The sequence below is a fragment of the Lentibacter sp. XHP0401 genome (genome assembly GCF_025751535.1).
In the GTDB taxonomy this organism is placed as follows: domain Bacteria; phylum Pseudomonadota; class Alphaproteobacteria; order Rhodobacterales; family Rhodobacteraceae; genus Lentibacter.
On record NZ_JAOWLC010000002.1, the window covers coordinates 38490 to 61001 of the forward strand.

Here is a 22512-nt window from a genome sequence, read left to right on the forward strand (position 1 = left end):
CTTCCTCGAACATAGCATTGCTGCAATGCAGCGTAAACGTATGCTGCATTGCAGAATTCGCATATCCGACATGCCGCTTTGGCGGTTGGACAGCGGCGGTCGCAACTTTATGTCACTCGAACACGGCAGTGTTTACGTCGCTATGGGAATCAATGAATTGATCCAAGTTAAAGAACCGAGCGCTGTATGCCGTATATCGGCGCAAGCCTTGCAGATGGAGTTGAACCGATGGGCCGCCCCAAGCCAAAAGCAACTAACATAGCCGACGCGCTCGGCAAGAAATCGGACCGGGTTGTGGAAATCACGGCCCAGCCATTGTCACCGAATACCCCGGCACCTGAAGTCGTCCCTAACCCGAAAAATGCGGCTACAGAGTTCCTGGATCGCGCGACACATGCGGCGATGTCCAAAGTGACCAAGGGATTGTCACCAGCAGCCCTTGCCGAAGCCTATCTGGATTGGCTGGTACATTTGGCGACATCGCCGGGCAAACAGATGGAGCTTTCGGAAAAGGCGTTTCGGAAATGGCTGCGTTTGTCGCGCTACGCCATGACCTGCGCCGCGCCGGGCAACGATGCCGCTTCGTGTATCGAGCCGCTGCCGCAGGACCGTCGGTTCCAGGGCGATGCCTGGCAGAAATGGCCCTATAACCTGATCTACCAGTCCTTTCTGCTGAACCAGCAGTGGTGGCACAACGCGACCTCTGGCGTGCGCGGTGTCACCAAGCAGCATGAAAATGTCATGGATTTTGCCACGCGGCAACTTCTCGACGTGTTCTCGCCGTCCAATTACCTGCTGACCAATCCCGAAGTGCAGGCCAAAACCCGTGAAGAAGGCGGGCAGAACCTTGTGCGCGGCTTTAAAACGTGGCTGGACGATCTGGAGCGTCAGCAAAACGGCAAGCCCGCTGCTGGCGCCGAGGCATTTCGCCCTGGCCACGAGGTCGCAGCAACTCCGGGAAAGGTGGTTTTTCGCAACAAACTGATCGAGCTGATCCAATATAGCCCCACAACCGACAAGGTGCGGCCCGAACCGATCCTGATCGTGCCATCATGGATCATGAAATACTATATTCTCGATCTGTCCCAGAGAAATTCAATGGTGAAGTATCTGGTCGACCAGGGCTACACGGTTTTCATGATCTCGTGGCACAATCCAGATGCCAAGGATCGCGATCTGGGCATGGACGACTACCGCAAACTGGGCGTCATGGACGCCATTTGCGCGGTGCAGGCGGCTGTTCCTGGCAATAAGATTCACGGCGTCGGCTACTGCTTGGGCGGGACGCTGCTGGCAATTGCGGCGGCCGCGATTGGCCGTGACGGTGATGATCCGTTCGCATCGCTCAGCTATTTCGCCTCGCAGATCGATTTCACCGAGCCCGGCGAATTGCAGCTTTTCATCAATGACAGCCAGCTTACGTTCCTCGAAGACATGATGTGGGAACAGGGATATCTGGATACCAACCAAATGTCGGGGGCATTCCAAATGATCGGATCCGCCGACCTGATCTGGTCAAAAATCTTCCATAGCTATCTTATGGGCGAGCCGTCCAACATGTTTGATCTGATGGCATGGAACGCAGATGGCACGCGGCTGCCTTTCCGGATGCACTCGGAATATCTTCGGTCGCTCTACCTCAACAACGAACTGACCGAAGGGCACTTCAAGGTAGACGGGCGACCGATTTCCGTGACCGATATTCACGTGCCCGTGTTTTCGGTCGGCACGGTCAAGGACCACGTCGCGCCGTGGCCTTCGGTCTACAAGATGCATCTCTATCTGGACACCGATCTGACCTTTGTTCTGGCCAGCGGAGGGCACAATGCCGGCATCGTGTCCGAACCGGGCCATAAGCACCGCAGCTATCAGATTGCCAATGCCAAGCATGATGATCGCTATGTCGATCCCGAAAGCTGGGCTGCGCAGACGCCGACAAAAGACGGCTCTTGGTGGGTTGAGTGGGCGTCATGGCTTGGCGAGCGCTCAGGTGCTTCCGTTGCGCCTCCATCTATGGGTAAATCTCTGGCTGATGCGCCGGGGACGTACATTTTTCAGAAATAGGCGCAAGCTGCGCAAGGAGGGATAGGCCTATGGGCTTGCTTGACGGAAAACGCGGTCTTGTTATCGGGATCGCCAATGAACATTCCATCGCCACCGGTTGCGCACAGGCTTTCGTGCGCGAAGGCGCAGAGCTTGCCGTAACATATGGCCACGCAAAGGCGCGGCCGTTCGTTGAACCAGTCGCAGAGGCGCTGAACGTAAAGCTGTTCAAGCCACTGGACGTAACGTCTGACGCGGAAATGGACGCGGTGTTCGAAGCCATTGTTTCTAAATGGGGGAAGCTCGATTTCCTTCTGCATTCAGTCGCATTCTGTCCACAGGAAGATCTGCATGGCCCCGTTGTTGATTGTTCGCGTGAGGGTTTCGGTGTGGCAATGGACATCTCGGTGCATTCCTTCATCCGGCTGGCGCACAAAGCGCGGCCGCTGATGAAAGACGGCGGCTGTCTACTGACGGTCAGCTATTACGGGGCTGAGAAGGTCGTCGACCAGTACAACGTGATGGGGCCTGTCAAAGCCGCGCTGGAATCCACTGTCAAATACATGGCGGCAGAGCTTGGACCGGAGGGCATTCGCGTCAACGCGCTCTCGCCGGGGCCGCTGATGACCCGTGCTGCTTCTGGTATCGCGCATTTCGATACGCTGATTGATGAGGCGCGTTCGCGTGCACCACAACAGCGGCTAGTGACGATCGAGGATGTCGGCAACATGGCTGCACACTTGGCCAGCGCAAGCGCGCGAAATGTGACCGGCAATATCTCTTACGTCGATGCCGGCTACCACGTCATGTCCTGAACCCAAGGAGAGAGTTATGACCAAAAAGACAATCAAATGGACGCCGGACACCACTTATCCGGTTGGCAAAGGTGCCACCGAACAGCGGTTTACCGCAACAGTCGGTGACGATGAACTTGAGATCGACACCCACCCATGGGGCGACGCTGAGTTAAAAATTGACGGCAAGACCGTGGCCCATGTTGAAGGCGACAAGTCAGCGGGTGATGCTTTCCGCGACATCGAGGAAGCCGCTGAAAAGTTCGAGGCCGAAAAGGATAAAATAAGCACTCCCGAAGATTAGCGGTGAGCAAACTCCGGCATAAACAAAGATCAGGCAGATCATGCAATATATCGAAAACAAGACATTCGACGAAATCGCACTAGGCGACAGCGCCGAATTGACCCGCAAGCTGAAAACCGAAGACATCGAGCTTTTCGCGGTGATGTCGGGCGATGTGAACCCCGCCCATGTTGACGTGGATTATGCAAAGTCCGACATGTTTCACGAGGTCATCGCGCACGGAATGTGGGGCGGCGCGTTGATCTCGGCGGTTCTGGGCACCGAACTTCCCGGACCCGGAACGATCTACCTGAACCAGAACTTCAGCTTTCGCAGGCCCGTAGGCTTAGGCGATACGGTTACGGTTTGTGTGACGGTGGCGTCAAAAGACAACAAAACCAAGCGCGTGGTGCTTAACTGTCTTTGCACAAATCAGGATGGCGAGACCGTGATCAAGGGACAGGCCGAAGTCATCGCCCCGACTGAGAAGGTTCGCCGCCCCCGCGTGGTCTTGCCTGAGGTCCATCTGCATGAACGCGGTGCCCGCTACGCTGACCTGATTGACGCGGCACATGTGCTGGTGCCCGTTCGCACGGCGGTTGTCCACCCTTGCGACGCGCTTTCGCTTAGGGGCGCTTTGGAGGCGGCCAGCCAAGGTCTGATCGTCCCGATCCTCATTGCGCCCAAGGCGAAACTCGAAAGCGTGGCCAAGGAATTCGGCTGTGATCTCGGTGGGGCCGAGATCGTCGACGTCCCGCACAGCCATGCTGCCGCGGAACGTGCCGTCGAGCTGGTCCGAAACGGCAAGGTCGAGGCTTTGATGAAAGGCAAGTTGCACACTGATGAGTTGATGGAGCCGGTGGTCGACAGCAACACAGGTCTGCGCACCGAACGCCGGATGAGCCACATCTTTGCGCTGGATGTTCCGCATTACCCCAAGCCTCTGTTCATCACCGATGCGGCGATCAATATCTTCCCTGATCTCGATACCAAGCGCGACATCGTCCAGAATGCAATCGACCTTGCCCAGGCCCTTGGGGTCGAGCAGCCAAAGGTGGCGATCCTCTCAGCGGTCGAAACCGTCTATCCGAAAATCCCGTCGACGCTCGACGCCGCCGCACTCTGCAAGATGTGGGACCGGGGCCAGATCACCGGCGGCGTGCTCGATGGGCCGTTGGCCTTTGACAATGCGGTGTCGAAATCGGCGGCGAAGGCCAAAGGCATTGTGTCCGAGGTGGCTGGTGACGCTGACATTCTGGTCGTTCCCGACCTTGAGGCCGGCAACATGATCGCCAAACAGCTGATCCATCTTGCAGGTGCCGAAGCCGCTGGGATCGTCTTGGGCGCGCGCGTGCCGATCATCCTGACCAGCCGGGCCGATGGCGTAATGTCCCGGCTCGCCTCGTCGGCGATGGCCCAGCTTTTCATCCACCACGCGCGAGAAACCGTATCATGAGCGACGTGATACTTGTACTCAATGCTGGATCATCCAGCATCAAGTTTGCCGTCTATCCCATTGACGCGGACGCCACGCCCGTGATCCGCGGAAAGATCGCCGGCATTGGGCGCGCGCCGGTTTTCTCGCCCTTCGACGGCAAGGATGTGGCGCTCGACAAAGGTGAGCTTAGTAATCTCGACGGCGCGGTGAACCATGAGGCGATCGTGGCAATGCTGCTGACCTGGCTACAACACCACGAAGGCGACACGACACTTGTTGCTGTTGGCCACAGGGTTGTTCACGGCGGGCGGAACTTCACTGCCCCCGCCTTGATTGACGACGCGGCTCTGAGGGAATTGGAACAGTTGGCGCCGCTCGCACCGCTGCATCAGCCGCACAACCTTGCAGCCATCCGCGCGGTTGCCGCGTGGCAAGCGAACCTGCCGCAAGTCGCCTGTTTCGACACCAGCTTTCACCGGACGCAAAGTCGCCTTGCCCAGCTCTTTGCCCTGCCGCGCGACCTGAGCGACGAAGGGATCATCCGCTACGGCTTTCACGGGCTGTCTTATGATTACATCGCAAGCATATTGCCCCAGCATCTGGGTGAGCGCGCCGACGGCCGCGTGATTGTTGCTCATCTTGGAAATGGCGCCAGCATGTGCGCGATGAAAAATCGTAAAAGCGTTGCCACCAGCATGGGGTTCACCGCACTTGACGGGCTGATGATGGGACGCCGTTGCGGCGCATTGGACGCGGGTGTTGTGCTCTATCTGATGCAACACAAGGGAATGTCGGCAGCCGAAGTCGAACATCTTCTCTACCGCAAATCCGGTCTGTTGGGTGTTTCCGAAATCAGCAACAACATGCATGTGTTGGAAGAAAGCGACACTCCCCAAGCCCGCGAAGCGATAGATCTTTTCTGTTACCGCGCCGCGTCCGTCCTTTGTGGCCTCGTTAGCGCGATCGGGGGGTTAGACGCGCTCGTGTTCACGGCTGGTATCGGCGAAAACTCGGACCATATTCGCAGCCTGATATGCCAGCGTCTTGCTTGGCTTGGCGTTGATCTGGACGAAAGCGCCAACTGCGCCAACGCCACGCGCATAAGCCGCGCCGCATCACAGGTTGACGTGCTGGTCGTGCCGACCGACGAAGAAGTGGTGATCGCCACCGCGACGCGTGCACTTGTCGGGTAATGCAAGATGAGACCTCACGCGTTCGCCGGTGATTGCGGATTGATTCAAGTTAATTCCAGACGCATCGAGATCACGTAGAAAACCAGCGAACAGTATGGGATTTCATCATGCCGATGCCTGAAGCCAAAACAAAAACCACCTATATCAATATTCCCGAGGCCGTCGGTGTCTTCGACAGTTTCGAAAGTCTTCAGGCCGCGATTTATGATCTGCGCATGGCGGGTTTCAACCGCTATGACATCAGCCTCTTGGGCGGCGCTGACGAGTTGAAAGAAAAGCTCGGCTCGGCCTATTGGCAAGCCTCCGAACTGGAAGACAACCCCGACGCTCCGCGCGCAGCATTCGTTTCCGAAGAAGCAATTGGTGAATTGCAAGGGGCGGTTGCAGGCGGTTTCTTCTTCCTGGGTTCCTATATCGCGATGGCGGCGATGCTGACTCCAGTCAGCACGCTGGCGGCCTCAATTGCCGCGATTGCGATTGGTGGCAGCCCGGCTGCGGTGGTCGGCGCTTTGCTGGCCCGCCGGATCGGTCGGCATCACCAGGATTACTATGCCGACCAGATCCGAAACGGCGGAATTCTCGTCTGGGTGCGAACGGCGGATAAGGCAAAAGAGAAACTTGCCACGAAAATCCTGAAAGGTCATTCCGGCAGAGACGTCCATGTCCACGGCTGGAGCGAGTAGCTCTAAATCCAAATTCGAGAAGGGAAAACATATGTCCGACAACGCCCAAACGCTTGAAAATCTTCAAAAAGCCATTTCCATGGAGCTCGCCGCCGTGAATCAGTACATGTTGCATGTGCTGACAACCGAAGATTGGGGTCTGGATAAACTGGCAACCAAGATGCGCGCTGAAATGCTGGAAGAGCTTGGCCACGCCGAAGAATACTCACGACGGTTAGTCTTTCTTGGAGGTACTCCCAAACTTCAGGCCGCGAAGGTGCCGGCTCGCGCGCAATCGCTGGAGGAAATGTTCAACAGCGATCTTGTTGATGAGAAGGAAGCGATCACTTTTTACACAATGGCCGCGCGGCAGGCCGGTGAGGCCGGTGATATCGGTACCCGGAATTTGTTCGAGCGCACCGCTCTTGATGAAGAAGGCCATATGTCATGGCTTGAATTGCAACTGTCGCTCCTCAAGCGCATGGGCGAGTCGGCCTTTACGGCAATGCAGATCGGACAGCCGGTACCCGAATAGCACTTAGTTGTAATCGACGGTTTCAGTCCTTGCAGCAACCGGGGCCCCGAGAAAGACCCTAGTCCGGCAATTCGCCAAAGGTCAGGTTTTCCGCGCAGCCGCTACGTGAAAGTATCGTTTCACGGCGCAAAACAAAGAGGTCAGATTGCCTCAGGTTAACTCGGCGACGCTGGGGATGTGGCATTCAAAGTTTTGAGAATCGTCCAAACCAAGAAAATGAAGGAGACCCAAATGTTCAGAACCTCGCAAATAGCACTCTTCGCAATGACCTTGGCGTTGCTTGGGTGTACAGAACCCGGGCAATACCCGATCAGTCACCAGGAATGCTCGGCCACTGATCCCGTGCATGAATTAGATGCAAATGACTGCACAGTACCTGGTGTTTAGCAACATGGCCTGATCCAGCTGCATGCTTTCCGATAGCACACCGCTGGATCAGCGCTTTCCGGGTCAATGCCAAGAGAATGTCAGGGATATGACGGACATTGTGCCATGAAAACAAGTCAGATCATGAGTAAGCCGGTCATCCATGTCAGCCCCGGGTCCTCAATCCTTTATGCAGCCGAACTGATGCGTGATGCGAATATCGGCCTTCTGCCGGTGGTTGAGAGCGGTCATGCGGTTGGGGTTCTGACTGATCGCGACATTATCGTCCGAATGCCGTCGGACCATTGTTGCGCCGATCTGCCGGTTCGCGCCGTCATGACCAAACACGCCTTTACTTGCCGCGACACCGATCCGGTCGAAACCGCAGCCGCTATCATGGGGGATTTGCAGATCAGGCGGCTTCTGGTTCTGGACGTTGATGGCCAGATTGTCGGGGTGCTGTCGGTCGGCGACATTGCAAACGACGCTTCCGAGAGGATCGCTGGCGAAGTGTTGGGCGAGGTTGTGGAGGCGCGCTGAAATTATTGTCTCGTGACGATCTCTGAGCGAAGCTGTTCCAGATCGACATCGGCGATTTCAGCCAAGCCTTCCAGGTTGTTGATTGTAATGTGTGAATGCGCATCGGTGGTGATCAGGCCGTCGCGAGTGAACCGCCGCAACGTACGGCATACGTGCACGTTGGTAAGACCCGTCAGCTCCCCCAATTGCTGTTGGTTCAACTTGGGGCCACGATTTGCACCGTCGCCTCTGGGCCAAGCATCAAGCCGCATCGACAGCTCGATCAAGAAACAGGCCAGACGCGTCGCCGCGCTGCCCTTTCCAAGCCTCAGCATGTGTTCAACCATTCTGGCCTGAGCCGCGCCCATACGATCGAGAAAATAGAACCTCAGGTCGTGCAGATGCTGCTCGGAAAGTTCCTTTGGCAACTCTTTGAACCTGGCAAAGCTCGATGCTTCCAGTGCCTCTATGGAAAATGGAGCGGTTAACCCGTCGCTCGCCGTGACATGGACCAGATCGTCGGGCAGCATCAGGTCTATGACCTGTGTTTCGCCATCGGTCATCGATTTCGACACGATCAGCGCCCCTTGGATCAGGTAAATGAAGTAGCCCGCGTCGTCGCCTTCCTGCACGATCTGGCTGCCTGCCCGGGCATGGCCTGCGTATTTCGTGGCGAGAATCGGGGCAAGGTCGACACTTTTGCGATGCGGCGTGGGATTGGCATTAAGCCCGACAGCCTTTGCCTTGTCGAATGCGTGAGTAGCAAGTTCCATGACTGGTCTCCAATACAGGCGCCCGTAACAAATAGGGCCAATTTTCAATTACCCGCCCGGGGTTTGAGATTGGGCGGCGATATCAAAACGCTCAAAGTCAACATAGGGATCAGCGGGTGAATGAAAATGACCCAAATCAATCTCTGGTTCCGTGTCGGCGAACCCCTGCCGGACCGACGCGGCAGGCATCTCATGTTATTGATCCGGATTAAAGCGGTGTGCGTTCATGCCTGTCATGCTTGGCGGACATAGTTCACCTCAGAGGATGAAGACATGGCAAGAACGAAAAAGACTCCCGCAACTCAAACAGATGGTATTGCGGCTTTTCAGGCACCTTTCCTTGCCGCCCCAGCGGGCGAGCATCTCGCGTTACATTTCTGGCAGGCGCAGGAAGGTATTCTGAAAGAGACTGAAGAGTTCATGACTAAATGGTTCAAACGTCGGCACAATGCGACGCGTTCAGCGTTGGAAACCTGCGCTGATGCCGAGGCCGCCACATCCCAAAATTCGGCTTCCGTAGCGCAGGCGATTGCAACCTGGCAGTCACATTCCATGCAGCGGATCGCCGAGGATGCACAGGATTGCGCCGACATGATGTCGCGCTGTACCGCCCTGCTGTTGAACAATGAGGCCGAAGCCGCCGGAGAACTCATGGAAGATACTGTGAAATCGGCAGGCAAGGCCGCCGATGCAATGCCGGTGTGACCCCGAGTTCACTGGGTCGAAAATAACGCTCCGCGCGCGGCATAGTCATGACCTGCCGCGCCATTCTTGACAGCGCCGCGGAGTGGTCGCTGGAGGTCGAAACGCTGGACGCGGCCGCGCTGCGCGAGGTTGCGAAGGGTCTGCGCCGTCCGGACGAGGGCATGCAGAAGGAGGCGGTGAATGAATGATGATCCCTACAAGGTGCTCGGGGTGGCGCGCGACGCGACGCAGGACGAGATCAAGAAAGCCTACCGCAAGCTGGCCAAGAAACTGCACCCCGATCTGCACCCCGGCGATAAGACAAAAGAAGCCGAGTTCCAGAAGGTCGGTGCTGCCAACGACATTCTGGGCGATGTTGAAAAACGCCGCCGCTTCGACGCGGGTGAGCTCGGCGCGAGCGGGCAGGAACGGCCGGAGCGGCAGTACTACCGCCAGTATGCCGGGGCCGATCCGCAGCGCCGCTACGGTTCAACCGCCGGATATGGCGACTTTGAGGATGTCTCTGACATCTTTTCCGATCTCTTCGGTCAACGCGCACGGGGCGGAGCTGCGGGCCATGGCTATGCCACGCGCGGGGCGGATTTGCACTATCATCTCAATGTGGATTTCATGCACGCCGCGACGGGCGCAAGACGCGCTGTGCCGCTGCCCGGCGGAAACACGATTGAGTTGACCATTCCCGCGGGTGTTAACGACGGCCAGATCCTACGCATTCGCGGCAAGGGTCAGCCGGGGTTTGGCGGCGGGCCCGCCGGTGACGCCTATGTGAATATTGGCGTGCGCCCGCATCCGTTCTTTACCCGCGACGGCAGCGATATCGAGAACGAACTGCCGATCACCATCGACGAAGCAGTGCTGGGCGCCAAAGTCGAGGTGCCGACAATTTCGGGTCGCGTTTCGGTGACAGTTCCAAAGGGTGCCTCGTCCGGGCGGCGGCTGCGACTGATGGGTAGGGGAATCAAAACCGCAAATGGGGCGACGGGCGATCAGTATGTGCGCCCGAAAATCGTGCTGCCTGACGGCATCGATGCCGAAATGGAGAAACTGGCACAAGGCTGGCGCGACACCGCGTCCCATGATCCGCGCGAGAATCTGTGGAGGTCGACATGAGACAGAACGAAAAACAGGTCGTGGCGACAGTGCATCGCTTGCAGTTGCGGGAATTACGTCTTTGGGTGCGCGAGGGGTGGATCAGGCCCGCCGCCGACGAGCGCGGCCCGATCTTCGATGAACTGGACGTGGCCCGCATCCGGTTGGTTTGCGACCTTAAAAAAGATTTGGCTCTACCCCAACACGCGATGCCGGTGGTTCTGTCGCTGCTTGATCAGGTGCATGGGCTTCGCCGTGAGTTGCGCGACCTGGCCGAAGCGGTTGACCGGCAACCAGACGCCACCCGCAAGGCGATTATCAACACCTATCGAAGGCGCACCCCGCCACAGGGTTTAACAGCCTTCCGACGACAATGGACACATCATCACAAGCCACCCCCCGTTCGACGAAGCGGGGGGTGGCTTGTGTTTCTGCCATCGGTAGTTTCACGGCCCTCAGGCCCTGTTGACCGAGGTTAATGCTTTGGGTTGAGCGAGTCTCTATCCCAACTTCCATAACAATGTGGACGACGTGCCGTTTGGCAGCAATCCGGGTTTATTATCTGCCGCAGACCTGAACTCGCGGCCATCAATGGAGTTTCCTCATGTCTTCCGAAAACACCAACGCGCCCGTGAGCGACTCTGAACAGGGCCTGACTTCGCGATTCCCAACCGCTTACACGATCCTGTTTTTTCTGATCATTTTCGTCGCGGCGCTGACCTGGATCATCCCCGCTGGCAGCTATGACCGCACCATGAGCGAAAGCGTGGGTCGCGAGATCGCCGTAGCTGGCACCTACCACTTAGTTGAGTCGAACCCGCAGGGCTTTGTCGAAATCATGCTGGCACCCATCGCCGGGTTCTATGACCCCGACAGCTATGTTGCGAACGCTATCGACGTTGCACTTTTCGTTCTGTTTCTCGGTGGGTTCCTTGGTGTCGTCAACGCCACCGGTTCGATTGATACCGGCGTCCGCACGGCGATGCGCAAACTCGAAGGGCGAGAGATCTGGATGATCCCGATCATGATGTCCCTTTTTGCAATAGGTGGCACGACATACGGCATGGCCGAGGAAACGCTGGCCTTTTATGCCATCTTGGTGCCGGTCATGATCGCCGCAGGCTATGACGCGGTCACTGGGGTTGCGATCATCCTGATTGGCGCGGGTATCGGTGTGCTTGGGTCAACCATCAATCCCTTCGCGACCGTCATCGCCGCGAATTCGGCGGATATTCCGTTTACAGACGGTATGGCGCTGCGGCTGGTCGTATTGCTAGGCGGACTGGCAATATGTGCTGCCTATGTCATGCGTTATGCCGCACGGGTCAAAGCCGACCCTTCGCGCTCTGTTGTGGCCAAACAGGCCGCAGCCCATCGCGAGTTTTTCCTGAAGGATAGCGATGCAGAACAAGAAGATGCCACGCTTAGCGGCACCCAGAAAATTGTTTTGATTGTCTTTGCGCTGACCTTTGGCGTGATGATCTGGGGCGTATCCTCGCAAGGCTGGTGGATGGCGCGTATGGGCGCCCTGTTCTTTGGGTCAGCGATCATCATCGGTCTGATTGCCCGCATGGGCGAAAAGAAGCTAACCGGAAGTTTCGTCGACGGCGCCCGGGAATTGCTGGGCGTGGCGCTGATCATCGGTCTTGCCCGCGCGATCGTTGTGATCATGGATAACGGCCTGATTGCCGACACAATCCTGCACAGTGCCGAGCAATCACTTGGCGGCCTGCCCGAACTCGCGTTTATCAACCTGATGTTCTGGATCGAAGTCGGGATGAGCTTTTTCGTGCCATCCTCGTCCGGTCTTGCCGTCCTGTCGATGCCGATCCTCGCTCCGCTTGGCGATTTCGCAGGTGTAGGACGGGATCTTGTGGTCACGGCCTATCAATCGGCGAACGGGCTGGTGAATCTCATCAACCCGACCTTTGCTGTGGTGATTGGAGGGCTGGCCGTCGGGCGCGTGTCTTATGACCGCTGGCTCGCCTTCATCTGGCCGCTGCTGCTGATCTTGATCGTGTTCATAAGTGCGGCACTCAGCATCGCGGCAATTCTCTAACAAGTAGTAGGAAAAATACCATGACTGAACATACTCTCGGCGTCCATTCCGAAACCGGTAAACTTCGGCAGGTCATCGTCTGTCGCCCCGGTCTGGCGCATCGCCGCCTTACCCCTGCCAACTGTCAGGATCTGCTGTTTGACGACGTGTTCTGGGTCAAACAGGCGCAAAAGGACCATGACGTATTCTCAGGCCTGATGCGTGACGACGGTGTCGAAGTTCTGGATGTGAACGACCTGCTGGCCGAAACGCTGGAACTTGCGGAGGGCCGCGCATGGGTGCTGGATCAACTGATTACGCGCGATCAGATCGGCGTCGGCATGAGGGCCGAACTGCGCGCTTGGATGGACGAGTTGGCAAGCGCGGCGCTCGCGGACTATCTGTTGGGGGGTTTGGCGGTCGATGAGCTGCCTTTCAAACCAACAGGCCTGTTTGGCGGCTATCTCGGGCATCACGGCTTTATCCTGCCGCCGCTGCCGAATGCGCTGTTTACCCGTGACAATTCTGCCTGGATTTACGGCGGTGTATCGGTCAACCCGATGCATTGGGCGGCCCGTCGTCCGGAGACGCTGTTGAATACCGCGATTTACAAGTTTCATCCGAAATTTGCTGGCAAGGCCACGATCCACTGGGGCGATCCGACCGTGGATCACGGGCTGGCGACGCTCGAAGGCGGTGACATCATGCCGGTTGGCGATGGCACGGTTCTGGTTGGCATGGGCGAACGCTCATCGCCGCAGGGTATCGCCCAATTGGCGGTCGCCTTGTTTGATACCGGCTCGGCGCAGCGGGTTCTGGCGTTCCAAATTCCGAAGTCCCGCGCCGCAATGCATCTTGATACGGTGTTCACGCTTTGCGGTGGCGATGTGGTGACGACCTTCAAGGAGGTCGCGGAAGAGCTGGTGTGTTACGACATTCGCCCCGGCGAGGGCGCGGCACCGCTCGACTTCCGACACGACCCGCGTCCGATCTTCGACATCGTGGCCGAGGTACTTGGCTACAAGAAGCTCCAGATCGTCCCTACCGGCGGTAACACTGGCGAAGAACGCGCCCGCGAACAATGGAACGACGGCAACAACGTGCTGGCCCTGCGCCCCGGCGTGGTCATTGGCTATGACCGCAACGATGACACTAACGCGGCGCTGAAAGCCGCTGGCATCGAAGTGCTGGCGATGCCCGGTGCCGAGCTTGGCCGTGGTCGTGGCGGCGGCCACTGCATGAGTTGCCCGACAATCCGTGACGCTGTTTAATTTGAAAGGAGAGCCGACATGGCTTTCAATCTGAAGAACCGACATTTCCTTACCCTACGTGACTACACGCCGCGTGAAATCGGGTTCCTGTTGAAGCTCGCCGCTGATCTGAAAACGGCGAAATATGCCGGGACCGAAGTTCCGCGCCTTCAGGGCAAGGATATAGCACTGATCTTTGAAAAGAACTCCACCCGCACGCGGGTCGGGTTTGAGGTCGCCGCCTACGATCAAGGCGCGCGCGTTACTTATCTTGGACCAACTGGAAGCCATATCGGCCATAAGGAATCGGTGAAAGACACGGCACGGGTTCTGGGCCGGATCTATGACGCGATCGAATATCGCGGCTTTGGTCAGAAGGTCGTCCAACAGCTCGCTGACTACTCTGGCGTTCCGGTTTACAATGGGCTGACGGATGAATTCCATCCGACTCAGATACTCGCCGACTTCCTAACTATGCAGGAACACGTGGAGAAACCGCTGCACGAAGTTGCCTATGCCTTCCTTGGCGATGCGGGCAACAACATGGGCGACAGTCTGCTGATTGGTGGAGCCAAGATGGGCATGGATGTGCGGCTTTGCGCTCCAAAAGCGTGCTGGCCGGACGCGGCGATCCGGGAGGAAGCGCAGGCGATTGCGGATCAGACCGGCGCGCGGATCATGATCACCGAAGACGTGGACGCTGCTGTGAAGGGCGTCGATTTCGTCTATACCGATGTCTGGGTGTCGATGGGTGAGCCCAAGGAAAAATGGTCTGAGCGGATTAAGCTGCTGATGCCCTATCAGGTCAATGCCGACCTTATGGCAAAGACCAGCAACCCGCGCGCAAAGTTCATGCACTGCCTGCCAGCCTTCCACAACACCGAAACCAGCGTCGGGGCAGAGATGAAAGAGCACTTCGGTATTGACTCGATGGAGGTTACCGAAGACGTGTTCGAAAGCGAAGCATCCATCGTCTTTGATCAGGCAGAAAACCGAATGCACACGATTAAGGCGGTTCTTGTCGCCACATTGGGGGCATAGGATGCTTGTTGTTGCGGCACTGGGCGGGAACGCTCTGCTGAAACGGGGCGAGCCGCTGACCGCCACTGCGCAGCGCGACAACGTCAGGCTGGCCACTCGCGCGTTGGCGGACATCGTGCGGGCGGGTCACAATCTGGTCGTGACCCACGGCAATGGCCCACAGGTCGGCCTGCTGGCGCTGCAGGGCGCGGCTTACAGACCGGATGAGGCCTATCCGCTTGACGTGCTGGGGGCAGAAACCGAAGGCATGATCGGCTATATGATCGAACAAGAGCTTGAGAATGCGCTTTCGCATGATCGGCCAGTTGCCACGCTGCTGACGCAGGTTGTTGTGGACAGGGCTGACCCGGCCTTTGGCAAGCCGACAAAGTTCGTCGGCCCCGTCTATGACCGGGAAGAGGCCGAGACGCGGGCAAAGGCTGCCGGCTGGACCATTGCAGTGGATGGTGACAATTGGCGTCGCGTTGTGCCATCGCCCAAACCGGTCGAAATTCCGGATATACGCGTGCTGCAACTGTTGCTGGATCAAGGGGTCATCATCGTCTGCGCCGGCGGTGGTGGTATCCCCGTGATGCGCCGTGACGATGGCAGCATGATCGGTGTCGAAGCCGTGATCGACAAGGACGCGGCCAGTGCATTGCTCGCGCGCGAGTTGGGCGCCGATGCCTTGTTGTTGCTGACTGACGTCGATGCGGTTTATCGATACTTCGGAACCGAAAGCGCCGCCCCGATTACTGATCTGAGTCCAACCGAAGCGCGGGTACTTGACCTTCCGGACGGCTCGATGCGGCCGAAGGTGAGTGCCGCCAGCGACTTTGCCGAGGCGGTTGGATTTGCCGGAATTGGGCGGCTGCAAGATGCCGTGGCCATTCTGGACGGCAGCGCCGGCACTCGCGTGGCGCAGGCAAGGTAAGGTGAAGCAATGACAGAAACCGCATCCCGAAATCGGGCCACCACGACCGGAGGAACGATTGTTGCCATTCGCGGTGGGGTTGTGGACGTTTTCTTTCCCGATCCCGTGCCGCGCATCCATGACCTGCTTTACGCAAGTGACGTCGGCCTTGAAGTGTCGGCGCTCGTTGGGGAGGGCGTGGTGCGCTGCATGGCGCTTGCTCCAGTGCGGGGTCTCGGTCTGGGCATGGCTGTGGACTCGACCCAGGGCCCGATCGAGGTGCCAGTTGGTGACGCGGTTCTTGGCCGGATGCTGAATGTCTTTGGTGCTCCGATCGACGGGAAACCTGCCCCGACCGCGACTGCCCGCCGGTCGATCCACCAGAAGCCACCCGCGTTGGAAGACCGGGTAGTGCGTAGCGAAATTCTGGAAACCGGGATCAAGGCCATTGATCTATTGTCCCCGATTGAACGTGGCGGCAAGACCGGGCTTTTCGGGGGGGCCGGGGTTGGCAAGACGGTGTTGATTACTGAACTGATCAATAACACCGTTCAGCACCATCAAGGCGTCAGTCTGTTTTGCGGCATAGGCGAACGGTCGCGCGAGGCTGAAGAGCTTTATCGCGAAATGGGCGAAGCCGGGGTTCGCGACAAGACCGTGATGCTGTTTGGCCAGATGAACGAAGCGCCGGGCGTGCGGTTTCTGGTGGGAAACGCTGCCCTGACGATGGCCGAATATTTTCGTGATGATAAACAACAGGATGTGCTGCTGCTGATCGACAATATCTTCCGCTTTGTTCAGGCGGGGTCCGAAGTGTCGGGGCTGCTGGGGCGGATGCCGTCGCGCGTAGGGTACCAGCCGACCATGGCCACCGAACTGGCAGCACTCGAAGAACGGATTGCATCTACTCGCAAAGGCGCGATCACCTCGATTCAGGCAGTCTATGTACCTGCGGACGATTTCACCGATCCAGCGGCGGCGCATATATTCTCACACCTCTCGGCTTCGGTCGTACTGTCGCGCAAACGTGCCAGCGAAGGGCTTTATCCGGCGGTTGATCCCTTGGCGTCCGCCTCGGTCATGTTGACGCCGGCAGTGGTTGGGCAGCGGCACTACGACATCGCCCGCACCGTGCGCCGCACGCTTGCTGAATATGAAGAACTGCGCGACATCATCGCCATGCTGGGGATTGAGGAGCTTTCGGCGGACGACCGCGCCACCGTTGCCCGTGCTCGGCGGCTGGAACGCTTCCTGACGCAGCCGTTTTTCACCACGGGGTCGTTCACCGGCACGGGCGGCAAGCTGGTGCCGATTGATCAGACGCTTGATGGATGTGAAACGATTCTAAACCAGACCGAATTTAACCTGCCCGAAAGCGCCTATTACATGATCGGCGGGTTGGCAGATCTGGAGGCTGCGCAATGAGTATGGCGACCGAAATGCAAGTCGCGCTGCGTCTTCCGACAGGTTCGCTGTATGATGGCCGCGCAACGCGCCTGTTTGCCGTGGCCGAAAACGGTGCCATTGGATTTCTACCCAACCATACCGATTTTGTCACCGCACTTGTGCCATCTGTGTTGGCTCTGACGACGTCGAACGGGGAAGAGTTGTTCTTTGGCATCGACGAAGGGCTGCTGGTCAAGAAAGGCCATGCGGTTGATGTCGCGGTCCGGCGCGGTGTGCAAGGGGATGACCTTGGCAGCTTGCGCGAAACGGTGCGCGACACATTTGTCGGGATGGATGAAGACGAGCGGCGCGCGCGTGCCGCCCTGTCGCGGCTAGAGGCAGACATGGTCCGCCGTTTTGCCGAATTGCGAAAGCCACAGCCATGACAAAGAAACCCGACACTTCTGCCGACGATATCGGACGGCGCGCCCAACGGATGAAAAACGCGCGCGACAATCCGGGGCCAAGCCCGCTGAGGGGCATCGGTACCTTCGGCATGATCGGCTGGTCCATTGCCGTACCAACGGTCGGCGGAGCGTTTCTGGGGATGTGGTTGGATCGGATCGCGCCACAGGATTTCCCCTGGACCATCGCCCTGATCCTTGGCGGCGTTGTACTTGGTAGTCTGATCGCTTGGGCATGGATGGGCAAAGAAGGAGGCGAGGAATGATGAATATCGACTGGGGCGCATTGACGCTTGGACTTGGGATCGGGGCAGGGGTCAGCACGCTGTTCTTTGCGGGCCTCGCCTTTGGCATGCGATTCGCACTCGGTGCGGCGCGACCTGCGGCGATCCTGCTGTTCAGCGCAAGCCTGCGGATTGCCCTGTTGCTGGGTGTCGGCGTGTTGGTTGCGCAGATGGGAGCCTGGGCCTTCTGCAGCTACGCTCTGTCGTTCCTGCTGGTGCGCTTTGTCGCCATCACATTTGCCCGACCGGCCAAGGGAGGCGTGTGATGGAACTGACGTCAGACAGCACCATCGTGTTCGAGGCATGGGGCATTCCTGTCAACTCCACCATCGTCAATACCTGGATCATCATGGTGTTGCTGACCGGGGCGTCGATGCTGATCACCCGCAAACTACGTCCGGACGTGCCGCCAAACCGTTGGCGCACTATGCTTGAAGTGATCGTGCAAGGCATTCAGAGCCAGATACAGGAAATCACAATACGTCCTGCGCGCCACTTGCTCTACTTTGCGGGCACGCTGTTCTTGTTCATTGCGACATCGAACCTGCTGTTGGTGGTGCCCGGCTTTCACCCGCCTACGGCATCGCTTTCGACCACGGCGGCGCTGGCGCTGGCGGTTCTGGTCGCGGTGCCGCTCTTTGGGATCACAAGCCGCGGGTTTGGCGGGTATCTCAAGACCTATATCGAGCCTTCAGTGATCATGTTGCCTTTCAACATCATTAGCGAGTTCACCCGCGGCATATCGCTTGCCATCCGGCTTTACGGCAACATCATGAGCGGAGCGGTCATCGCCGCGATCCTGCTTGGCGTGGCGCCATTCTTCTTTCCCGTCGTGATGGACATGCTGGGCCTGCTGACCGGATTGGTTCAGGCCTATATCTTCGCAATTCTGGCGACGGTTTACATTTCATCCGCCACCGCCGACCCGCACCCAACGAAATCTGAAAAGGAAACCACATGACAGACCTTGCCATTATCGCGGCCATCTCCATTCTGACCGCCGGAACAACAGTGTCCTTTGGCGCGATGGGCCCGGCGCTTGGCGAAGGCCGCGCCGCAGCACAAGCGCTGAGCGCGATTGCCCAACAGCCGGACGCGGCCTCGACACTGTCGCGCACCCTGTTCGTCAGTCTTGCGATGATCGAATCCACTGCGATCTACTGTTTTGTTGTCGCGATGATCCTGATCTTTGCGAACCCGTTCTGGAATGCTGCGCTTGCCGCCGCACAGGCGACAGGTGGCTAGACGATGTCGATAGACTGGATCACCGTCGCTGCTCAGGTCGTCAATTTTCTGGTGCTGGTCTGGCTGCTAAAGCGGTTTCTGTACCGGCCCATTCTGGACGGGATCGACGCGCGTGAGGCCGAGATAGCGGACCGGATGGCAGAGGCGGTCGAGGCGGGTGAAAAGGCTCGGGCGACCGAAGGCCAGTATCGCGACCAACTCGCGTCCTTGCACGCCAACGAGGCCACAATGGCCGACAGAGCTCTCCGGAAGGCCAGGGATGAACGTGATGTGCTGTTGGCCAATGCGCATGCGCGGCTTGAACAGGAACGGCAGGACTGGAATGCGCATCTTGCTGAAGAAGGCCGCAAATATACCGCCGAACTGCATCAGGCCGGGGCAGGGGCGCTGATGTCGCTGACCCGCAAGGCGCTGGATGATCTTGCAGATGAGACGCTGGAGGAACGTATCGTCGCCCATGTCGCAACCAGGCTTCGACCGATGTCGGTGGATCTGCGGAAAGCAGCTGGCGCAGATGCCGAGGCGATTGCGACAACCCACAACCGGTTGCCGAAGGCCGCGCGCGATCGGCTGAAAGCGGATCTGCAAGAGGTGATCCCAGACGTGCCGATGCGGTTTGAGACTGATGCGACACAGGCCCCCGGCCTGATCCTGCGGATGGGCGGCGCGCAGGTGGCCTGGACGGTGGATGCATATATCGACGAGCTTGATGCCTTGCTTGAGGAACAACTGGCGGCGGGCGGTGGCGTAAGGGGACAGGGCGATGGTCACTGAGAGAACCGATCATCACACGCGCACCGATGCGTTGCTGAAGGCGCTGCTGGACAGCCCGTCACCGGCCCCGCGGCTAAGCGAAATTGGCAAGGTGACCGAGGTTGGCGACGGGATCGCCATCGTCACCGGACTGGCGCGTGCGCTTTCGGATGAGCTGCTGCAATTTGCATCGGGTGTGCGCGGCATAGTGCTTGACTTAGAACCCGACCGGCTGGGTGTAGCCCTGCTTGGTGCATCTGAGCGCGTCGCCGTCGGCGAAGACGTGCGGCGCACGCGGCGTGTGGTCAGCGTGCCAGTCGGGCCAGCGCTGCTGGGCCGTGTCGTTGACGCGCTTGGTCGTCCGCGCGACGGCGGCGGCCGGATCGACGCGGTGGCAGAGCGCCCGGTAGAGGCGGAGGCGCCCGAAATTCTGGACCGCTCCGCCATCACGCGCCCGCTGGCGACAGGGGTGAAGGCAATTGATGCCGCCGTGCCCGTCGGGCTGGGCCAGCGAGAACTGATCATCGGCGACCGGCAGACCGGCAAGACCTCGATCGCGGTAGACACGATCCTCAATCAGGTCAACACGGGCGTGATCTGTATCTACTGTGCGGTTGGCCAACGTGGCGATGCAGTCGCCAAGGTCATCGGCGCAATCAAGGCTGGCGGGATGATGGGCAACACCATCGTCATCTCTACCGGGGACGAAGACCCGCCCGGCCTGTCCTATATCGCGCCCTACGCCGCCATGACGATGGCGGAATATTTCGCCGATCAGGCACGCGACGTGCTGGTCGTGATGGACGATCTGACCCACCATGCGCGATCTTACCGCGAACTTTCGCTGCTGCTGCGCCGCCCACCGGGGCGTGAGGCCTTCCCCGGCGATATATTCTACGTTCATGCGCGGCTTCTGGAACGTGCGGGGCAATTCACCGCGCAGGCCGGCGGCGGTTCGATCACCGTGTTGCCGATGGTTGAAACCCAGGCCGAAAACCTGTCAGCCTATATCCCCACCAATCTGATTTCGATCACGGATGGCCAGATATATCTGTCACCGCGACTGGTGCGCAAAAACCAGTTTCCCGCAGTCGATCTAGGGGTGTCGGTGTCACGCGTTGGTGGTAAGGCGCAAAGCCGCGCGTTTCGGCATGTGGCTGGAAACCTGCGGGTGACGCTGTCGCAATTTGAGGAACTAGAGGACTTCGCCCGCTTTGGCACACGGCTTGATGAGGCGACCAAAGCACGGCTGACACGCGGTGCAGCGGTGCGCGCGGCGCTTCGTCAGCCCGAACGCGATCCGATCCCCGCAGTTGAACAACTTACGATTCTGTTTGCGGCGATGGAGGGGCTTTTCGATGGCCTGTCGGACGCTGATGCTACCACGGCAATGGCGGCTGTCAGGTCTGCGGCCCACAACACACTTGACGAGATAGAGGCGTGCATCGCGGCAAACGAACCCATGCGCAATGAAGACCGCGAATTGCTCATCGAAACTGCAAAGCAGGCAATAGGGACGGAGGCAGGTGGCGATGGCCCAGACGCTTGAAGCCCTGACCCGTCGCACCGATACACTGCAAAGCATCCGCAGCATCGTGCACACGATGAAAACGCTGTCGGCTATCAACGCCGTGCCTTATGAACACGCAGCCCGCTCCATCGAGGCCTACCAAGCGACCGTACTGGAGGGGTTTCGGGCTTTCGTGCATCGCAACGGGCCACTCGCGCAGACGGTCGAGGAGGCAGCAACACATGTGATCGTTGTCTTCGGCTCTGATCATGGGCTCTGCGGCAACTACAACGAAGTTCTGGCGACAGAGGTGGCGGCGCACGCGGGCATAGGCATCCCCGCTGCAGGCACATCTCGTATACTTTGTGTTGGCGCGCAAATGAACGACGCTCTTGTGGGGCGGGACGCCAGGCCGGAAAGAGTGTTCCTGCCACCGGCATCGGCAGACGGCATCGGGCGGCTTGCAAGCGATATCGTCACACACCTGGATGAGATCAGGCGCGGCGATCCGCAAAACGAGATTAAAGTAGCGCTTGGTTATACCCGTCGCACGCCACAGGGCTTGCGAGAGCCGGTTTGCCAAGGTCTGCTGCCGCTTGATCCTGATCTGATCGGTGGCCTTGCAGACCGCCCGTGGAAGTCGCGATCCCTGCCAGATTTTAAGCTATCTGTGGATGTCCTGTTTGCAGCGCTGATCCGTAGTCATCTCTTTGCCAGCGTGTTCCGTGCAGCGGCCGAAGCGCTTGTCTCCGAGAACGCCGCACGCCTTGCCCAGATGCAACAGGCCGAACAGTCGGTCGACGATCGGCTGGAAGAGATGAAGGCTGAAACGCGAACGGTTCGGCAAACCGAGATCACCAACGAGTTGATGGATGTGGTCATCGGGTTTGAAGCGCTTAGGGGAAGGGTTTCGAAATCCAAGAGGACCGCAGTGTTGTCTGGCGACGCATATGTCCCGCGTCTTGATTGTTGATGCCAAACGCAGCTAATGGGTGGTTTGAAATTGCCCGATTTTACTCCGAGCGAACGACCGGTCTGGCGAAATCCGCTGTAATGCAGTACAAGCATCGCTACGAGCGCTAAGACTTTCTGCGTCAGCATTAGCGGCAACTGCACAAGTCTGGTTTGTCCGCACACCGGACCTCTGTGCAAAGTGCAGCGAAGGTCTCCTCTCCGCCCTTTGTGTAGAGAAGCGCGATTAACCCTTAGCGGCTCGGTAGGTCGCTAAGGGGATATCAAGTGACCAGCG

The 22512-nt window shown here is 58.6% G+C and carries 26 protein-coding genes; 25 read left to right on the forward strand and 1 reads right to left on the reverse strand.

All coding sequences use genetic code 11. The features are described 5' to 3' along the window. The first annotated feature begins 186 nt into the window (after window positions 1–186). The 8 genes from OE750_RS03065 (at window position 187) to OE750_RS03100 (ending at window position 7854) form a co-directional block, all read left to right on the forward strand. Window positions 187–2064 (forward strand): PHA/PHB synthase family protein, encoded by a 1878-nt coding sequence (locus tag OE750_RS03065; RefSeq protein WP_263761277.1) that lies wholly within the window; start codon window positions 187–189, stop codon window positions 2062–2064. 29 nt (window positions 2065–2093) lie between these two features. Continuing rightward, window positions 2094–2858 carry an enoyl-ACP reductase FabI gene (gene fabI / locus OE750_RS03070; RefSeq protein ID WP_318527967.1) on the forward strand — a complete coding sequence of 255 codons (765 nt, stop codon included), beginning with the start codon at window positions 2094–2096 and terminating at the stop codon, window positions 2856–2858. 16 nt (window positions 2859–2874) lie between these two features. After that, on the forward strand, window positions 2875–3141 hold the full coding sequence (locus tag OE750_RS03075) for a hypothetical protein (protein ID WP_263761279.1): 267 nt from the start codon (window positions 2875–2877) through the stop codon (window positions 3139–3141). 40 nt (window positions 3142–3181) lie between these two features. Beyond that, window positions 3182–4576 (forward strand): bifunctional enoyl-CoA hydratase/phosphate acetyltransferase, encoded by a 1395-nt coding sequence (locus OE750_RS03080; protein ID WP_263761281.1) that lies wholly within the window; start codon window positions 3182–3184, stop codon window positions 4574–4576. Continuing rightward, a complete protein-coding gene (locus OE750_RS03085) occupies window positions 4573–5751 on the forward strand; it encodes an acetate/propionate family kinase (protein WP_263761283.1) in 1179 nt (392 codons plus the stop codon). The genes OE750_RS03080 and OE750_RS03085 overlap by 4 nt, the downstream gene beginning before the upstream one ends. 113 nt (window positions 5752–5864) lie before the next feature. After that, window positions 5865–6434 carry a hypothetical protein gene (locus OE750_RS03090; protein WP_263761285.1) on the forward strand — a complete coding sequence of 190 codons (570 nt, stop codon included), beginning with the start codon at window positions 5865–5867 and terminating at the stop codon, window positions 6432–6434. Window positions 6435–6465: 31 nt separating this feature from the next. Further along, window positions 6466–6948 carry a bacterioferritin gene (locus OE750_RS03095; protein WP_263761287.1) on the forward strand — a complete coding sequence of 161 codons (483 nt, stop codon included), beginning with the start codon at window positions 6466–6468 and terminating at the stop codon, window positions 6946–6948. A gap of 510 nt (window positions 6949–7458) precedes the next feature. Beyond that, window positions 7459–7854, forward strand: a complete 396-nt coding sequence (locus OE750_RS03100; protein ID WP_263761289.1) for a CBS domain-containing protein — start codon at window positions 7459–7461, stop codon at window positions 7852–7854. Window positions 7855–7856: 2 nt separating this feature from the next. Here the strand turns inward: OE750_RS03100 and OE750_RS03105 are convergent, their stop codons facing one another. Continuing rightward, complete coding sequence (locus OE750_RS03105) at window positions 7857–8606, reverse strand: Crp/Fnr family transcriptional regulator (RefSeq protein WP_263761291.1); 750 nt, start codon at window positions 8604–8606, stop codon at window positions 7857–7859. 273 nt (window positions 8607–8879) lie between these two features. On the opposite strand from OE750_RS03105, the gene OE750_RS03110 reads away from it, so the two are divergent. The 17 genes from OE750_RS03110 (at window position 8880) to OE750_RS03190 (ending at window position 22236) form a co-directional block, all read left to right on the forward strand. Next, window positions 8880–9311: a hypothetical protein gene (locus OE750_RS03110; protein ID WP_263761293.1), complete on the forward strand. Its 432-nt coding sequence runs from the start codon at window positions 8880–8882 to the stop codon at window positions 9309–9311. Between the two features lie 47 nt (window positions 9312–9358). Beyond that, window positions 9359–9499: a hypothetical protein gene (locus OE750_RS03115; protein ID WP_263761295.1), complete on the forward strand. Its 141-nt coding sequence runs from the start codon at window positions 9359–9361 to the stop codon at window positions 9497–9499. Beyond that, window positions 9492–10421: a DnaJ C-terminal domain-containing protein gene (locus tag OE750_RS03120; RefSeq protein WP_263761297.1), complete on the forward strand. Its 930-nt coding sequence runs from the start codon at window positions 9492–9494 to the stop codon at window positions 10419–10421. Before OE750_RS03115 ends, OE750_RS03120 begins: the two co-directional genes overlap by 8 nt. After that, window positions 10418–10879: a chaperone modulator CbpM gene (locus OE750_RS03125; RefSeq protein WP_263761299.1), complete on the forward strand. Its 462-nt coding sequence runs from the start codon at window positions 10418–10420 to the stop codon at window positions 10877–10879. Before OE750_RS03120 ends, OE750_RS03125 begins: the two co-directional genes overlap by 4 nt. Window positions 10880–11004: 125 nt before the next feature. Further along, the gene (locus OE750_RS03130; RefSeq protein WP_263761301.1) at window positions 11005–12459 is read left to right on the forward strand and encodes a YfcC family protein; all 1455 of its coding nucleotides are present in this window, start codon (window positions 11005–11007) and stop codon (window positions 12457–12459) included. Between the two features lie 20 nt (window positions 12460–12479). Continuing rightward, a complete protein-coding gene (locus OE750_RS03135; RefSeq protein WP_263761303.1) occupies window positions 12480–13709 on the forward strand; it encodes an arginine deiminase in 1230 nt (409 codons plus the stop codon). A gap of 18 nt (window positions 13710–13727) precedes the next feature. Next, complete coding sequence (locus OE750_RS03140) at window positions 13728–14729, forward strand: ornithine carbamoyltransferase (protein WP_263761305.1); 1002 nt, start codon at window positions 13728–13730, stop codon at window positions 14727–14729. Window position 14730: 1 nt separating this feature from the next. Further along, the gene (gene arcC / locus OE750_RS03145; protein ID WP_263761308.1) at window positions 14731–15642 is read left to right on the forward strand and encodes a carbamate kinase; all 912 of its coding nucleotides are present in this window, start codon (window positions 14731–14733) and stop codon (window positions 15640–15642) included. Between the two features lie 9 nt (window positions 15643–15651). After that, window positions 15652–17046, forward strand: a complete 1395-nt coding sequence (atpD, locus tag OE750_RS03150; RefSeq protein WP_263761310.1) for a F0F1 ATP synthase subunit beta — start codon at window positions 15652–15654, stop codon at window positions 17044–17046. After that, complete coding sequence (locus tag OE750_RS03155) at window positions 17043–17453, forward strand: ATPase (RefSeq protein ID WP_263761312.1); 411 nt, start codon at window positions 17043–17045, stop codon at window positions 17451–17453. Before atpD ends, OE750_RS03155 begins: the two co-directional genes overlap by 4 nt. Beyond that, the gene (locus tag OE750_RS03160; protein ID WP_263761313.1) at window positions 17450–17737 is read left to right on the forward strand and encodes an AtpZ/AtpI family protein; all 288 of its coding nucleotides are present in this window, start codon (window positions 17450–17452) and stop codon (window positions 17735–17737) included. The genes OE750_RS03155 and OE750_RS03160 overlap by 4 nt, the downstream gene beginning before the upstream one ends. Further along, window positions 17734–18021, forward strand: coding sequence for an ATP synthase subunit I (locus tag OE750_RS03165; RefSeq protein WP_263761315.1), 288 nt, complete (start codon window positions 17734–17736; stop codon window positions 18019–18021). Before OE750_RS03160 ends, OE750_RS03165 begins: the two co-directional genes overlap by 4 nt. Continuing rightward, on the forward strand, window positions 18021–18716 hold the full coding sequence (locus OE750_RS03170; RefSeq protein ID WP_263761317.1) for a F0F1 ATP synthase subunit A: 696 nt from the start codon (window positions 18021–18023) through the stop codon (window positions 18714–18716). Before OE750_RS03165 ends, OE750_RS03170 begins: the two co-directional genes overlap by 1 nt. After that, on the forward strand, window positions 18713–19000 hold the full coding sequence (locus OE750_RS03175) for a F0F1 ATP synthase subunit C (protein ID WP_263761319.1): 288 nt from the start codon (window positions 18713–18715) through the stop codon (window positions 18998–19000). Before OE750_RS03170 ends, OE750_RS03175 begins: the two co-directional genes overlap by 4 nt. 3 nt (window positions 19001–19003) lie before the next feature. Next, window positions 19004–19774 carry a F0F1 ATP synthase subunit B gene (locus OE750_RS03180; protein WP_263761321.1) on the forward strand — a complete coding sequence of 257 codons (771 nt, stop codon included), beginning with the start codon at window positions 19004–19006 and terminating at the stop codon, window positions 19772–19774. Further along, window positions 19764–21302 carry a F0F1 ATP synthase subunit alpha gene (locus tag OE750_RS03185; protein WP_263761323.1) on the forward strand — a complete coding sequence of 513 codons (1539 nt, stop codon included), beginning with the start codon at window positions 19764–19766 and terminating at the stop codon, window positions 21300–21302. The genes OE750_RS03180 and OE750_RS03185 overlap by 11 nt, the downstream gene beginning before the upstream one ends. Next, on the forward strand, window positions 21286–22236 hold the full coding sequence (locus OE750_RS03190) for a FoF1 ATP synthase subunit gamma (protein ID WP_263761325.1): 951 nt from the start codon (window positions 21286–21288) through the stop codon (window positions 22234–22236). Before OE750_RS03185 ends, OE750_RS03190 begins: the two co-directional genes overlap by 17 nt. Window positions 22237–22512: the final 276 nt, after the last annotated feature.

What these genes read in the sequence shown, in the direction of transcription:
- OE750_RS03065 (WP_263761277.1), top strand. Translation starts at nt 187, where the DNA reads ATGCCGTATATCGGCGCAAGCCTTGCAGATGGAGTTGAACCGATGGGC.
- fabI (WP_318527967.1), top strand. Translation starts at nt 2,094, where the DNA reads ATGGGCTTGCTTGACGGAAAACGCGGTCTTGTTATCGGGATCGCCAAT.
- OE750_RS03075 (WP_263761279.1), top strand. Translation starts at nt 2,875, where the DNA reads ATGACCAAAAAGACAATCAAATGGACGCCGGACACCACTTATCCGGTT.
- OE750_RS03080 (WP_263761281.1), top strand. Translation starts at nt 3,182, where the DNA reads ATGCAATATATCGAAAACAAGACATTCGACGAAATCGCACTAGGCGAC.
- OE750_RS03085 (WP_263761283.1), top strand. Translation starts at nt 4,573, where the DNA reads ATGAGCGACGTGATACTTGTACTCAATGCTGGATCATCCAGCATCAAG.
- OE750_RS03090 (WP_263761285.1), top strand. Translation starts at nt 5,865, where the DNA reads ATGCCTGAAGCCAAAACAAAAACCACCTATATCAATATTCCCGAGGCC.
- OE750_RS03095 (WP_263761287.1), top strand. Translation starts at nt 6,466, where the DNA reads ATGTCCGACAACGCCCAAACGCTTGAAAATCTTCAAAAAGCCATTTCC.
- OE750_RS03100 (WP_263761289.1), top strand. Translation starts at nt 7,459, where the DNA reads ATGAGTAAGCCGGTCATCCATGTCAGCCCCGGGTCCTCAATCCTTTAT.
- OE750_RS03105 (WP_263761291.1), bottom strand. Translation starts at nt 8,606, where the DNA reads ATGGAACTTGCTACTCACGCATTCGACAAGGCAAAGGCTGTCGGGCTT.
- OE750_RS03110 (WP_263761293.1), top strand. Translation starts at nt 8,880, where the DNA reads ATGGCAAGAACGAAAAAGACTCCCGCAACTCAAACAGATGGTATTGCG.
- OE750_RS03115 (WP_263761295.1), top strand. Translation starts at nt 9,359, where the DNA reads ATGACCTGCCGCGCCATTCTTGACAGCGCCGCGGAGTGGTCGCTGGAG.
- OE750_RS03120 (WP_263761297.1), top strand. Translation starts at nt 9,492, where the DNA reads ATGAATGATGATCCCTACAAGGTGCTCGGGGTGGCGCGCGACGCGACG.
- OE750_RS03125 (WP_263761299.1), top strand. Translation starts at nt 10,418, where the DNA reads ATGAGACAGAACGAAAAACAGGTCGTGGCGACAGTGCATCGCTTGCAG.
- OE750_RS03130 (WP_263761301.1), top strand. Translation starts at nt 11,005, where the DNA reads ATGTCTTCCGAAAACACCAACGCGCCCGTGAGCGACTCTGAACAGGGC.
- OE750_RS03135 (WP_263761303.1), top strand. Translation starts at nt 12,480, where the DNA reads ATGACTGAACATACTCTCGGCGTCCATTCCGAAACCGGTAAACTTCGG.
- OE750_RS03140 (WP_263761305.1), top strand. Translation starts at nt 13,728, where the DNA reads ATGGCTTTCAATCTGAAGAACCGACATTTCCTTACCCTACGTGACTAC.
- arcC (WP_263761308.1), top strand. Translation starts at nt 14,731, where the DNA reads ATGCTTGTTGTTGCGGCACTGGGCGGGAACGCTCTGCTGAAACGGGGC.
- atpD (WP_263761310.1), top strand. Translation starts at nt 15,652, where the DNA reads ATGACAGAAACCGCATCCCGAAATCGGGCCACCACGACCGGAGGAACG.
- OE750_RS03155 (WP_263761312.1), top strand. Translation starts at nt 17,043, where the DNA reads ATGAGTATGGCGACCGAAATGCAAGTCGCGCTGCGTCTTCCGACAGGT.
- OE750_RS03160 (WP_263761313.1), top strand. Translation starts at nt 17,450, where the DNA reads ATGACAAAGAAACCCGACACTTCTGCCGACGATATCGGACGGCGCGCC.
- OE750_RS03165 (WP_263761315.1), top strand. Translation starts at nt 17,734, where the DNA reads ATGATGAATATCGACTGGGGCGCATTGACGCTTGGACTTGGGATCGGG.
- OE750_RS03170 (WP_263761317.1), top strand. Translation starts at nt 18,021, where the DNA reads ATGGAACTGACGTCAGACAGCACCATCGTGTTCGAGGCATGGGGCATT.
- OE750_RS03175 (WP_263761319.1), top strand. Translation starts at nt 18,713, where the DNA reads ATGACAGACCTTGCCATTATCGCGGCCATCTCCATTCTGACCGCCGGA.
- OE750_RS03180 (WP_263761321.1), top strand. Translation starts at nt 19,004, where the DNA reads ATGTCGATAGACTGGATCACCGTCGCTGCTCAGGTCGTCAATTTTCTG.
- OE750_RS03185 (WP_263761323.1), top strand. Translation starts at nt 19,764, where the DNA reads ATGGTCACTGAGAGAACCGATCATCACACGCGCACCGATGCGTTGCTG.
- OE750_RS03190 (WP_263761325.1), top strand. Translation starts at nt 21,286, where the DNA reads ATGGCCCAGACGCTTGAAGCCCTGACCCGTCGCACCGATACACTGCAA.